The sequence below is a fragment of the Acinetobacter sp. YH12112 genome, assembly GCF_013418945.1.
GTDB lineage: Bacteria > Pseudomonadota > Gammaproteobacteria > Pseudomonadales > Moraxellaceae > Acinetobacter > Acinetobacter indicus.
The window spans coordinates 41259-53044 of record NZ_VPBA01000007.1; the positions used below are offsets into that span (position 1 = coordinate 41259).

Genomic DNA, 11786 nt, shown 5'->3' on the forward strand with positions numbered 1-11786 from the left:
CATTAATTGCAAATTTAAGCCTAAAGCGCGGCATGTGATCCGTGCAAACCTATTGCCTATTGCACAGCCATGAAGCAATTACCCAGAGGATAACAGGCGTGATCAATCCCCAGATTCCCGTGAGACCCGCATATTTTCAGGATCAGTTTGGCCGGAGCAAACGCAAACTGCGGATTTCTGTGACCGATCGCTGCAATTTTAAATGCGTCTACTGTATGCCTGAACATCCTGAATGGATGAAGAAACATCAGTTGCTGAGTTTTGAAGCCTTGCTGCAGTTTTGCCAGTTGATGGTTGAGCAGGGGATTCAGCATATCCGGATTACCGGCGGCGAACCGTTGATGCGTCAGGGGGTGGTGCATTTTATCCGGGATTTACAGCCGCTACGCCAATTGGGCTTGGCGCGAATTTCCATGACCACAAATGGCCATTATTTAAGCCACTATGCGCAGGAATTAAAACAGGCCGGTCTGGATGATTTAAATATCAGCCTCGACAGTTTAGATCCGCAGCAGTTTTTTACGCTAACCCAAAAACAGTTAAAGCCGGTACTTGACGGGATTCAGGCCGCCCAGCAGGCGCATTTGCCTGTCAAACTAAATAGCGTGCTCATTAAAGGCATTAATGACGACCAGATGGTGCCACTTTTGCAGTGGAGCAAAGCCGAGCAGATTGCGCTACGTTTTATTGAATTTATGCCGCTGGATGGTGATGGACGCTGGAGCGCCGCGCATGTAGTGACGGAACAGGAGATTTTGCAACGCCTAAGCCTGCATTTTCCGGTCGAAGCCATCCACAGCCAAGGCGCGAATCCGGCACGGGAATATCGGGTCGATGGCCACCCGGTAGGGATTATTTCCACCATCAGCCATGCCTTTTGCGGCCAGTGTGACCGGTTGCGTTTAAGTGCCCAGGGCGAATTGTATAACTGTCTGTTTGCCGAACAGCCTGTGCCGTTAAAAGCGCTGATTGAACAGCTGCAGACTCATACGGCGCCCGTGGCACGTGAGCAGTTACTGCAGCAATTACAAAGCTATATCTGGCAGAAAAAAGCCGGCTTTCATGCCATTCATTCTCAAGCCACAACCACTGCCGGGAGCGCCCGGAAAATCAGCATGTATATGATTGGAGGTTAAGTATGCACGATATCCTGATTCAGATTGAAGCCTTTGGCGCTGTAAAACAGGCGCTGCCAGAAACTATTCAGATGCAGTGCCTGCCCGGTACGGCCATTGCGGACTTGTTGCTGCAGTTAAACCACAGTTATCCGGCGGCGGCAGCTCTGGTCGAGCGGTGTGCCTGCGCGATTGGTGAAGATATTGTGCCGCGCCAGCAGACCTTGCAGCACAGTACCACGCTGGTGTTGCTGTCACCGGTGGCAGGAGGTTAAACGATGCAACATCTAAAACAGTTTGCCCGGATTCAGGATATGCCACTCAGCCAGTCCAGCTTCGATGAGATTCAGCACTTTCCCGAATGTGGTGGCATTGGCATTTTTGTGGGCACAGTTCGCAACCATCATGAAGGTAAGGCAGTGCAGTCGCTGAAATATACCGCCTATGCACCGGTGGCAGAAAAAATGATCCGGCAGATTGAGCAGGAAATTCAGCAGCAATATGGCGTGTCTTATGTGCGGGTCATCCACCGGATTGGGGATTTAGCCATTGGTGAAACCGCAATTATTGCCATGGCGTATGCGCCGCATCGCCGTGAAGCCTTTCAGGCCTGCGAGGTGGCGGTAGAGCGGGTCAAACATGAAGTCCCGGTCTGGAAAGAAGAATTTTATTGCGATGGCAGCAGCCAGTATGTCGAAGGCTGTTGTATTCGTAAAGATCATCCGCCAGTGGAAGCGAATACGCATACCGAGTGCTGCAATCACCCCCATGCAGGCGAAAACGCCTATCAATGGCCGCTTTAAATTTGATGTTAAGCCTAATTTTTTAAATCAATAATTCCGGAATAAAGTCATGAAAAATGTAGGCATGAAAGCCGAAACCTATCGTACTGCGGTGGCCAGTGCCATTTTATATGCGCCGCCGCACTGTATCGAGCTGCTGCGTCAGGGCAATACTGAAAAAGGCGATGCGCTGAAAACCGCGCGTATTGCCGGTATTCTGGCGGCCAAACGTACCGATGAGCTGATTCCGCTATGCCATCCTTTACCCATTTACCGGGCCGATGTGGATTATGAACTGCATGAACAGCATGTCGAGATTATTGCCACGGTAGAAACTATTGGTCCGACCGGTGTCGAGATGGAAGCCTTAACCGCAGCCAGTCTGGCCGGACTGACCTTATACGACATGCTGAAACCGCATTGTGAACCGGAAGATTTGTGTCTGGATCAATGCAAATTACAGCAGAAAAAAGGCGGTAAATCCCATTTTAGCCGGGTCTTGGCGCAGCCGATGCCAGCCTCGGTGATTGTGCTGTCCGATACCGTCGCCGCGGGTAAAAAACCGGATACCGCCGGCCAGAATATTCTGGAAATATTGGCAGAGGCCAATTTCCAGCAGCTTCAGTATCAGGTGATTCCGGATAGCCCGGAACAGCTGCTGGCTTTAATTGAACAGCAGAAAAATCAGTATCCGCTGATTTTAACCGTCGGCGGCACCGGTCTTGGCCCGAAAGATTTAACTGTAGAAACCCTGGCTCCGCTATTAGAACGGGAAATTCCGGGGCTGATGGAAGCCTCGCGCAGTTTTGGCCAGAAACGCACGCCGTATGCGGCTTTAAGCCGTGGAGTGGCTGGCTATATTGAAAATAGTCTGGTGATGACTTTACCGGGCAGCCGTCAAGGCGCGAAGGAATCCTTGCTGGCGGTATTACCGGCCTTGGTGCATGTCTTTGATGTGCAGAAAAATATTCCACATGCAGGAGGCTATCAATAATGTCAGGCTGTGGTGCAGAAAGCGGGCTGATCAGTCTGGATCAGGCGTTGGACAAGATAATTGCGGCAACGCCCTGTCTGGAGGTGGAAACCCTGCAGCTACAACAGGGCTTGCATCGCTATTTAGCTGAAGATATTTATGCGGGGATTGATCTGCCTTTATTTTCCCAAAGTGCAGTCGATGGTTATGCCCTGTGTAGCGATGGAGAGATAGCGCCAGGCGCGCAGTTCCAGCTGGTCGGTGAAATCCGGGCAGGTCAATCAGCCGATGTGACGCTGCAGCGTGGACAGGCGATGCGTATTTTTACCGGCGCGCCCATTCCTGCCGGTACCACCACGGTGGCACGTCAGGAAATTGTGCAGCGGATGTCGAGCCATCTGGTTCAGCTAGAGACTGCGCTCAAACTGCATGCCGATATCCGGGATGTGGGCGAAGAAATTAGCCAAGGTCAGTTACTGGCATCAGCCGGACAATATTTAAATATCGGCGCAATTGCCGCCTTAAGCATGGCCGGTATTGATCAGGTACAGGTCTATCAGCAGCCTAAAGTTGCCGTGCTGATTACCGGCGATGAAGTCGCGCAGTCGGCTGCAGATCTGCAAGCAGGAAAAATTTTTGATGCCAATGCGCCTTTAATTGCATCCTGGTGTCAGGCACGGCATCAACCTGTGCATATTGTGCATCTGGAAGATAATGAAATTGCCTTAATCCGATACTTTCAGCAACTTCAGGAGGAGTACGATGTCATCATCAGCACTGGCGGAATTTCGGTTGGTGATTATGATTTTATCCGTCCGGTGGCTTTAAATGCAGGCTTTGAGCAGGTGTTCTGGAAAGTGAAACAGAAGCCGGGGAAACCGGTTTTTTTTGCCAAATACCGAAAATCGGCTAACAAATTTTGTCACTTATTGGCATTGCCGGGCAATCCTGCGGCGGTATATGTTGGAATGTCGATCTATACGCAAACTTTATTAGAAGTATTACAAGGGCAAAGTCAGCCGCCCGCGTGGTGGACAGGGCAAATACAACATGACTTAAAGCCCGATGCGAGAGAAAGGATTTTAAGAATGGCCGCCTGTTTTGAAGATGGGGTGTTGAAACTGCACAGTTTAGCCAAGCAGCAGTCGCATATGCTCAGTAATCTGATGTATGCCAACTGTCTGGTGCGTGTGCCGGCCCATCAGCCGATTCAAAAAGGCCAATGCTTAAAGGGAATATTCATACAGCATTGAGGGAGTGCGTTTTGAAGACCATCCAACTTGGTTTAATCTGTGTCGCCTTGTGCTTAAGCACATTCAGTCGAGCCAATTCCGTTCAGGTGTATGCAGCTGCAAGTCTGGGCCCGGCATTGACGGATGTGATTCGGCATTATCAGTTGCAACATCCAGAAGCCAAGATTGTACCGGTTTTTGGCACTTCATCAACCTTGGCCAAACATATTGTCCGCGGTGCAAAAGTCGATCTTTATTTCCCGGCCGATCAGGACTGGATGACCTATCTGGTGAAACGCAACAAGGTCAAAGCCAGTCAGGTCAAACCAATTATTTATAATCAGCTGGTGGCAATTGCCCTAAAAGATGCCCGGATTCCGTTTCGGGCGCATCCTACCTTTAATTTTCCTCAGGCATTTACAGGGCGGCTATGTACCGGACAGGTCGATTCGGTGGCGGTTGGAAAATATGCCAAACATAGTCTGACCAAGCTGGGCTGGTATAAACGGCTGGAAAAACGCATTATTGGCGCGTCGGATGCCCGGGCTGCTTTGGCCTTTGTCGAGCGCGGTGCCTGTCAGGTCGGCATTGTTTATCGCAGTGATGCGGTCAGCAGCGATAAAGTAAAAGTGCTGGGCACGTTTCCGGTGCAAACCCATCCGGACATTCTCTATACCGTGGCTTTAACCAAACAGGGCGAAAAGAATCGTCAGGCGATCAAGTTCGGGCGCTATTTGGGTAGCGCCGCGGCTCACAAGATTTTTGTTCAACATGGTTTTCGCCCCTAGGTTGCTGCTTTGATGCTGAGTCCCGAAGAACTAAGTGCCTTGTATCTGTCTGCCAAAGTGGCCAGTGTTGCGACCTTGTTTTGCCTGCCATTTGCAATTTGTCTGGGCTGGATGCTGGCACGCTATGAATTTCGCAGCAAGTTTTTGATCGAAGCCATGTTACAACTGCCGATGGTTTTGCCGCCGGTAGTGTTGGGCTATGCATTACTGGTGCTGTTTAGTCCGCAAGGTTGGATTGGGCAGGTTTTGGCCCCCTGGGGTATTGAGCTGGCATTTAACTGGAAAGGTGCAGTAGTGGCCGCCATGCTGGTTGCATTTCCCTTGCTGGTTCAACCGATTCGTTTGTCTTTTCAAATGTTGAATCCACAGCTGGAACAGGTGGCGGCCTCACTTGGGGCTGCGCCGCTGAAAGTCTTTTTCAGTATTAGCTTACCGCTGGTGCTGCCCGGGATTCTTATGGGCAGTATTCTGGGCTTTAGCCGCAGTCTGGGTGAATTTGGTGCCACCATTACCTTTGTTGGCAATATTCCGGATGAAACCCGCACCATTCCCATCGCTATTTATACGCTCATTCAACAGCCCGATGGTGAAGCCGCTGCCATGCGTCTGGTGCTGTTATCTACCGGCTTGGCTTTTGCCGCCTTGCTGGCCAATTATTTTATTTTGCACAGATATCAACGTAAATTGGGGCAAAGCTGATGCTGGATTGTCAGATCGATTATCAAAATGCGCAGTTCAAATTACAGCTGCAGCTGACCTGTGCAGAGCAGATTGTCGGAATTCTGGGGCCCTCCGGTTCCGGGAAAACCAGCTTTTTGCATTTGCTGGCCGGGCTGTTACGGCCGCAACAGGGCCGGATTGTGCTGAATCACCGTTTATTGCTCGATACCCAGCAGCAGATATTTGTGCCCGTGCATCAACGTAAAATTGCCCTGATTTTCCAAAAGGCCCTGTTATTTCCGCATTTGAATGTTGAGCAGAATTTAAGATATGCAGAAGGTTTACAGCCGTTGACACAGCGTAAATTTGAATTTGAGCAGATTGTCGAGCTGTTAGAACTGTCCAGGCTGATTCGACGCAAAGCGCATCAATTATCCGGCGGGGAAGCACAGCGCGTTTCGATTGGCCGGGCTTTATTGTCTGCACCGCAGTTATTGCTGCTGGATGAACCTTTAAGCGGACTGGATCAGCAGTTAAAACAGCAGATACTGCCATTTTTAAAACGCATTCAGCGCGAATTGCAGCTGGGCATGATTTATGTGACCCATCATCCGGAAGAACTGCTGGAACTTCAGGCCACGGTGTATCAAATGCAAAAAGTGCAGGGCATCAGCAGTTTGCAACGGGACAAGGTAGTACCTTTGATTCAGCCGGTTTTTTAAAGCTGGGCAATCTGCTGTTGCAGCTGCTCCAGCTGCTCGGTTAACTGTTTCATCATGATTTGCGCAATCCGGGAAAGCTGTCGTTTCGGTGCCACACACAGGGCCAGCGTCAGTGGATATAAACCTTTGTCCTGAACCGGTTTAAAGATGGCTGTTTGATGCTCCAGGAGCGGCAGAGCATCTAAATAACTCATTAGCCCCAGGCCCAAATTCTGCTTTAACAATGACATTAACATACGAATGTCATTACATTCGATGCGGCTGCGCGGACTAAACTGATGGTGCTTATACAGCGCGCTGACATATTCATGAATAATCAGCGGTGGTGCTGGCATTAAATGGGCATAAGGCAAGGTATCGGAAAAATACAGCGGTGTTTGTTCTGCCAGAGGATGCTCAACTGGAATCACAAAACCCAGCGGAATTTCTACAAAAGCCACCACCTCTAAATGCGGATGTGCTTGCGGATTCAGCAGCAGGCCAAAATCCAGCTCCGCGGCCTGAATCATCTGCGCGACTTTTTCACTGTCCAGCACATGCACGAGAAAATCAATCCAGAGATAATGCTGGCTCATGTGTTGCATCGACTGCAGCACAAAACTTTCGCTGAGCGCTGAAATTAAGCCAAATTCAATGCTGCCACGATGCAGGCCCTGAATTTCATCAAAACGGATGCGGGTCTGCTGAAATTCTTTGTGCCATTTTAATAGATCGGCATACAGCAACTCTCCGGCCAAAGTCAGCCGTAGCCCATGATTCAGACGTTCAAATAGTGCAATCCCAAGTTCCTGCTCGGCCAGTACAATTTGTCGATGCACGGCAGATACCGAAATAAACAGCTGTTCGGCTGCCTTACGCAAGCTGCCGGTTTGCGCCACCGCAATAAAATATTCTGAAAAACGCGAAAATGGGGTATTCACCATTTAAGACCTGGCCAGCGTGATATCGACAGGTTTTAAAAGAGCAAGATCTACGCCAGTTCAGGTCAATTTTGACTAAAGTGTTCGAATATTTAGAACAGATCATCAAAAACATTCTAATAGACAGAAAAAGCAGAAGCTCTTAATTTAAAACAGGAAATTAACAATAAACGACATGAGAAAACCGCGGATTTCCGTTTGTTCTTGACCCTGTATAGCTTAAAAGTGAGCCAGCCTATGAATGCGATTCCTGTAATCAACCTGTTTGCCCAACCCCATGACAGCCGCTTTGATGCCAGTGACTGGCATATTCTGGCGCAGCATTGGTATCCGGTGGCACGAATTCAGGATGTCAGCAGCCAGCCGCAACAGGTGACTTTACTGGATGTGAAAATGGCGCTGTACCGGACAGAAAGCGGTGACATCCAGCTGGTGCGGGATATTTGCCCGCATCGCGGTGTGCCTTTAAGCAAAGGCTGGGTGGAGGGCGATGAAATTGTCTGTCCTTACCATGGGTTGCACTATAACCGGGCCGGCAAATGCACCAAAATTCCGGCCCAGCCCGACCTGACCCAGATTTCGGAACGTTTTAGCCTGACCACGTTTCCGGTGGTGCTGAAATATGGTCTGGTCTGGACCAGCCTGTTCGGGCGCGATGAACAGGCAGCCAATTTTCCGGTGCTGGATACTTGGGAAGATGCTGAGCATCAATCCATTTTACCACCAAGTGTGGATATTGCCGGTTCCAGCGGCCGTCAGTTAGAAGGCTTTATTGATGTTGCACATTTTGCCTGGGTGCATCATCAGGCCTTTGCTGATCGGGACAATCCGGTGGTACCGAAATATCATACCGAACGCACTGACTATGGCCTGAAAAGTATCTATATTTCCAATGTCAGCAATTATCCGCATGGTATGCAGCATTTAGCACCCGAAGGCTTTTTATGGACGCGTGAATTTGAGGTTTATCCACCTTTTGCAGCGACCTTGACCATTTATTTTCCGAATGATGGCATCTTGAAAATCTTAAATGCCTGTTGTCCGGTATCGGTCCATCAGACCCGGTTATTTGTGCCTTTAACCCGGAGTTTTGATACCACCGGCGACCTGCAAGCAGTTTACGATTTTAATGCGCAGATTTTTGCCGAAGATCAGGACATGGTAGAAAGCCAGAAACCGGAAGAACTGCCGCTGGATTTAAGCATGGAAGCCCATTTTGAGGCAGATCGCTCCTCGGCCTTATACCGCCGGATTCTGGCCGAATGGGGCCTAAGTAAACGCTATATCGTGTAGCAAATCTCATTGAATTGAAAGCGAGGAATTGAAAGTGAGCTTAAGCAGGATGACTGGCCTGATTGGATTTAAAGGCTTTATCCAGCACATGCCGGTGAATAAAACGCAGCTTATCTTTTACCGGCTCGGTCAGTTTAAACGGATAGGCATCATCCAGCCCGATACTGCGATTCAGCGCATTCAGATTAAAGGTCAGGGCAATCCAGTTTTCTAAAATGTGTTCAATATCCTTGCCGCCAATCGGGCATTCGGTAAAGTACAGATTGGCCAGGGTACGGCCGTTACCTTGTACCCGGATTCCGGCAAAATAGGCGGTTTCTAAAGTATCCATCATGTGCAGATAATGCGCCCAGGTTTCAGCCCAGTCTTCCCAGGGATGGGTGGTGGCATAGGTGCTGATATAGCTGTCCTGCCAGTCGGAGGGCGGGCCTTGTTCATAATGGCGTTTGAGTGCCATGCCATAATCCTGACGTTCATCACCAAAATAGTAGCGGAATTCATCGACCAGTTCCGGATGGCGGTTTTGCATCACATCAAAATAATAATGGCCGCTTTCATGGCGAAAATGGCCGAGCAGGGTGCGGTAGTTTTCTCCCATGGTTACGCGCGTGGTTTCCCGGTACACCACATCGGCTTCAATGGCATTGAGGGTAATCAGACCATTGGCGTGGCCGGTCAGCACCGGTTGGCCTTCCATGGGCATTAAAAATTCATAGCGCAGGCCATAGCGGTCATCTTCAGAACGTTTTGGCCGCGGCATAATATTCATGCGCTGCGCCAGATATAAAAACCGCCGTTTAGCCTGTTCCAGATAACGCCAGTACTGGATATTTTCCGGTTCATCTAAATTGGGGATGGTGTGGGTAAGCTGGCAGGATTCGCAATAGATATTTTCATCATCGACGGGAATCATCCAGTTGCAGACCTGATAGTGACTATAATTAAAACAGGGCTTAAATTTCTGATTACGATAGCTTTCATTCAGGCTGACCCATTCATTGTCGCTATCCTTACGAAAGGTGCCCATATCTTTTTCGGAGGCAACAAAGCCAATGGGCGCCTTGCAATATTCACAAAATGAGGCACCAAAAAAAATCTGCTGATGGCATACCGCACATTCAAAATACTTCATTCTTGATCCTCAGCCTGCAGGATACGTCCATTTATCTAAACATAGATTGAGTCAGGAGGGTATTTGAAACCCGCTATAAAATTGTAGCAGATTTACAAAGTTGCCTGATGCGATCAGTCGCTTAGCCTCATTTTGAGTCGAAAAACCAGGTGGATGCAAACGGCAAGCATGTGCCTTGCAGTCATTGCATTCCGGATTAAAAGGAACATAAAAGCTGCAAATAGACAGAATTGGAGATTTATTCAGCAAAGCCACGGTAAATGAATGAAAAATGGTCGAATATGCGCCATGAAAGGAGTAGATTAAACCTTATTCCCGATCATATTTTTCATACTCGCATGGCCAGTACCTGGATTCTTTTTACCCTGATGGCTGCATTTATGCAGGCCTGGCGCAATGCCTTTCAAAAACAGCTCAGCATGACGGTCGACGTTTATGGCGTCACGCTTGCACGCTTTATTTTTGCCTTGCCGTTTGCGGTCGGTTATTTGAGTTTTTTATATCTGCAGCAGCCTGCCGCAACGCCGGTTAGCTTTAGCGGGAAATTCTGGCTGTATATTGCTGTGGCGGCTTTTTGCCAGATTCTGGCCACCATTCTCATGGTGCAGCTGTTCAAGCAGAAAAACTATGCCATTGGGGTCGGACTGGCCAAAAGCGAGGCGATTCTGGCGGCTTTAATTGGCGTGGCACTACTGGGCGAATATTTAAGTCTGCTGGGCTGGGTTGGCGTCGTATTAGGCGGCGTGGCAGTCTTTTTACTCAGTAAAGGGCCGGCCAATACCAAGCTTTCTGTCAGCACGTTGGCGATTGGGGTGGGCAGTGGTCTCAGTTTTGCCATTACCTCACTGCTGGTGCGTGAAGCGAGTCTGGAACTGGAGAATTTACCCTTTTTACATCGTGCCGGCTGGGTATTATGTTTTGTGATCGGGCTGCAATGTATCAGCATGTTGTTGTATTTGGGGCTGTTTAGCCGGCATACCTTACAGGCGATGTGGCAGCGGCTGGGACTGACCTTTAAGGTGAGTATTTGCAGTTTTCTGGCCTCCCTTGGCTGGTTTAGTGCCATGAGTATGCAGACTGTGGCCTTGGTCAAAACTTTGGGACAGATTGAAATTCTATTTAGCTTGCTGATTTCTGCCTTTTTCTTTAAGGAAAAACTGGCCCGAACCGATCATCTGGGCTTGGTACTGGTGGTGATTGCCGCGATGCTGGTGATCTGGGCTTAAAGTTGAAGTAGATGGGCAGGGCATCTCAGTAGAATCATCAATCTTTTTAAAAATTGCCTAAAACAAAAAAAAAGATAATCCGGAGATTATCTTTTTTAAATGCTTTCAACCGAGCTGGGTTTAACGTTGAATAAACGCCTGTACCGCCTGATTAAAGGCTTCTGGCTGTTCGATATTGGAAATATGCGAAGCATTAATTTCAAACAGTTCAGCATTGGCAATGCGTTGCTGCATAAATTCACCATCGGCTACGGTTGTTACTGGGTCTTGCTGACCAGCAACAATGAATACCGGTACCTGAATGTCTTTTAACTGTTCACGTACATCCGCTTTAGCCAAAGCTTCGCAGCAGCTTGCATAACCCTCAGGGCTGCCAGCTCCCAGGTCGTTTGAAAGAGTCGCTACAGTTGCTGCGTTACTTTGGATAAAGGGTTCGGTAAACCAACGACCGGCCGCCGTTGATGCAATAGGGGCCAAACCTTGTTCACGGACCAGTGCGGCACGCTCATTCCAGGCCTGTTCCTGACCAATTTTAGCGGCCGTATTACAGACCACAACATGGCTAAAACGTTCAGGCTTGTTAATTGCCAGCCACTGACCGGTCAAACCACCCATCGAAATCCCACAGAAGGCTGCTTTTTCAATATTTAAATGATCGAGCAGATTCACCACGTCTTGGCCGAGCTGGTCAAGCGTATATGGACCTTGTGGAGCAGAAGATGCGCCGTGACCACGGGTGTCATAGCAAATGACAAAAAAGTCCTGCTGGAAGTGGTCAATTTGCGGTTGCCACATTTTAAAGTTGGTACCTAGCGAGTTAGAAAATACCAGCGCAGGTTTTGTCGCATCACCAAAGGTTTGGTAATTAATTTCAGCATCTTGAGATGTAAATGTTGGCATTGAATCCCTCCCGACCTCCCTTTAAAAAAGGGAGGGGAAATTT

The 11786-nt window shown here is 48.9% G+C and carries 13 protein-coding genes; 10 read left to right on the top strand and 3 right to left on the bottom strand.

Annotated elements, in window-relative coordinates:
- The first annotated feature begins 101 nt into the window (after positions 1–101).
- Genes moaA through FTU50_RS04065 form a run of 8 tightly spaced genes read left to right on the top strand, consistent with a single transcriptional unit; the run spans position 102 to position 6272 of the window.
- Positions 102–1136, top strand: a complete 1035-nt coding sequence (moaA, locus tag FTU50_RS04030) for a GTP 3',8-cyclase MoaA (protein ID WP_373685466.1) — start codon at positions 102–104, stop codon at positions 1134–1136.
- A gap of 2 nt (positions 1137–1138) precedes the next feature.
- Positions 1139–1390 carry a MoaD/ThiS family protein gene (locus tag FTU50_RS04035; RefSeq protein ID WP_075166591.1) on the top strand — a complete coding sequence of 84 codons (252 nt, stop codon included), beginning with the start codon at positions 1139–1141 and terminating at the stop codon, positions 1388–1390.
- 3 nt (positions 1391–1393) lie between these two features.
- On the top strand, positions 1394–1918 hold the full coding sequence (locus FTU50_RS04040) for a molybdenum cofactor biosynthesis protein MoaE (RefSeq protein WP_160243143.1): 525 nt from the start codon (positions 1394–1396) through the stop codon (positions 1916–1918).
- Positions 1919–1967: 49 nt separating this feature from the next.
- Positions 1968–2891 carry a bifunctional molybdenum cofactor biosynthesis protein MoaC/MoaB gene (moaCB, locus tag FTU50_RS04045; RefSeq protein ID WP_180045763.1) on the top strand — a complete coding sequence of 308 codons (924 nt, stop codon included), beginning with the start codon at positions 1968–1970 and terminating at the stop codon, positions 2889–2891.
- Entirely contained in the window at positions 2891–4123 is a 1233-nt protein-coding gene (locus FTU50_RS04050; protein ID WP_180045765.1) for a molybdopterin molybdotransferase MoeA, read from the top strand. The genes moaCB and FTU50_RS04050 overlap by 1 nt, the downstream gene beginning before the upstream one ends.
- Before the next feature lie 11 nt (positions 4124–4134).
- On the top strand, positions 4135–4890 hold the full coding sequence (gene modA, locus FTU50_RS04055; protein ID WP_180045767.1) for a molybdate ABC transporter substrate-binding protein: 756 nt from the start codon (positions 4135–4137) through the stop codon (positions 4888–4890).
- A gap of 12 nt (positions 4891–4902) precedes the next feature.
- The gene (gene modB / locus FTU50_RS04060; RefSeq protein ID WP_127799979.1) at positions 4903–5589 is read left to right on the top strand and encodes a molybdate ABC transporter permease subunit; all 687 of its coding nucleotides are present in this window, start codon (positions 4903–4905) and stop codon (positions 5587–5589) included.
- Positions 5589–6272: an ATP-binding cassette domain-containing protein gene (locus FTU50_RS04065; protein WP_180054431.1), complete on the top strand. Its 684-nt coding sequence runs from the start codon at positions 5589–5591 to the stop codon at positions 6270–6272. The genes modB and FTU50_RS04065 overlap by 1 nt, the downstream gene beginning before the upstream one ends.
- Here FTU50_RS04065 and FTU50_RS04070 read toward each other — a convergent pair.
- Positions 6269–7192 (bottom strand): LysR family transcriptional regulator, encoded by a 924-nt coding sequence (locus tag FTU50_RS04070; RefSeq protein WP_180054433.1) that lies wholly within the window; start codon positions 7190–7192, stop codon positions 6269–6271. The genes FTU50_RS04065 and FTU50_RS04070 overlap by 4 nt on opposite strands.
- 237 nt (positions 7193–7429) lie before the next feature.
- On the opposite strand from FTU50_RS04070, the gene FTU50_RS04075 reads away from it, so the two are divergent.
- Complete coding sequence (locus tag FTU50_RS04075; RefSeq protein WP_180054435.1) at positions 7430–8485, top strand: aromatic ring-hydroxylating dioxygenase subunit alpha; 1056 nt, start codon at positions 7430–7432, stop codon at positions 8483–8485.
- A 40-nt stretch (positions 8486–8525) separates the two neighbouring features.
- On the opposite strand, the gene FTU50_RS04080 is transcribed toward FTU50_RS04075, so the two are convergent.
- Positions 8526–9617 (bottom strand): putative zinc-binding metallopeptidase, encoded by a 1092-nt coding sequence (locus FTU50_RS04080; protein WP_168397673.1) that lies wholly within the window; start codon positions 9615–9617, stop codon positions 8526–8528.
- Between the two features lie 338 nt (positions 9618–9955).
- On the opposite strand from FTU50_RS04080, the gene FTU50_RS04085 reads away from it, so the two are divergent.
- Entirely contained in the window at positions 9956–10843 is an 888-nt protein-coding gene (locus FTU50_RS04085; protein ID WP_005178106.1) for a DMT family transporter, read from the top strand.
- A gap of 120 nt (positions 10844–10963) precedes the next feature.
- Here the strand turns inward: FTU50_RS04085 and pcaD are convergent, their stop codons facing one another.
- A complete protein-coding gene (gene pcaD, locus FTU50_RS04090) occupies positions 10964–11743 on the bottom strand; it encodes a 3-oxoadipate enol-lactonase (RefSeq protein ID WP_005178103.1) in 780 nt (259 codons plus the stop codon).
- Positions 11744–11786 lie beyond the last annotated feature (43 nt).

Bases quoted from the DNA above. Each gene is read 5' to 3' on its own strand.
- FTU50_RS04050 (WP_180045765.1), top strand. From the start codon at position 2,891: ATGTCAGGCTGTGGTGCAGAAAGCGGGCTGATCAGTCTGGATCAGGCG.
- pcaD (WP_005178103.1), bottom strand. From the start codon at position 11,743: ATGCCAACATTTACATCTCAAGATGCTGAAATTAATTACCAAACCTTT.
- FTU50_RS04075 (WP_180054435.1), top strand. From the start codon at position 7,430: ATGAATGCGATTCCTGTAATCAACCTGTTTGCCCAACCCCATGACAGC.
- FTU50_RS04080 (WP_168397673.1), bottom strand. From the start codon at position 9,617: ATGAAGTATTTTGAATGTGCGGTATGCCATCAGCAGATTTTTTTTGGT.
- FTU50_RS04035 (WP_075166591.1), top strand. From the start codon at position 1,139: ATGCACGATATCCTGATTCAGATTGAAGCCTTTGGCGCTGTAAAACAG.
- FTU50_RS04065 (WP_180054431.1), top strand. From the start codon at position 5,589: ATGCTGGATTGTCAGATCGATTATCAAAATGCGCAGTTCAAATTACAG.
- moaCB (WP_180045763.1), top strand. From the start codon at position 1,968: ATGAAAAATGTAGGCATGAAAGCCGAAACCTATCGTACTGCGGTGGCC.
- FTU50_RS04040 (WP_160243143.1), top strand. From the start codon at position 1,394: ATGCAACATCTAAAACAGTTTGCCCGGATTCAGGATATGCCACTCAGC.
- modB (WP_127799979.1), top strand. From the start codon at position 4,903: ATGCTGAGTCCCGAAGAACTAAGTGCCTTGTATCTGTCTGCCAAAGTG.
- FTU50_RS04085 (WP_005178106.1), top strand. From the start codon at position 9,956: ATGGCCAGTACCTGGATTCTTTTTACCCTGATGGCTGCATTTATGCAG.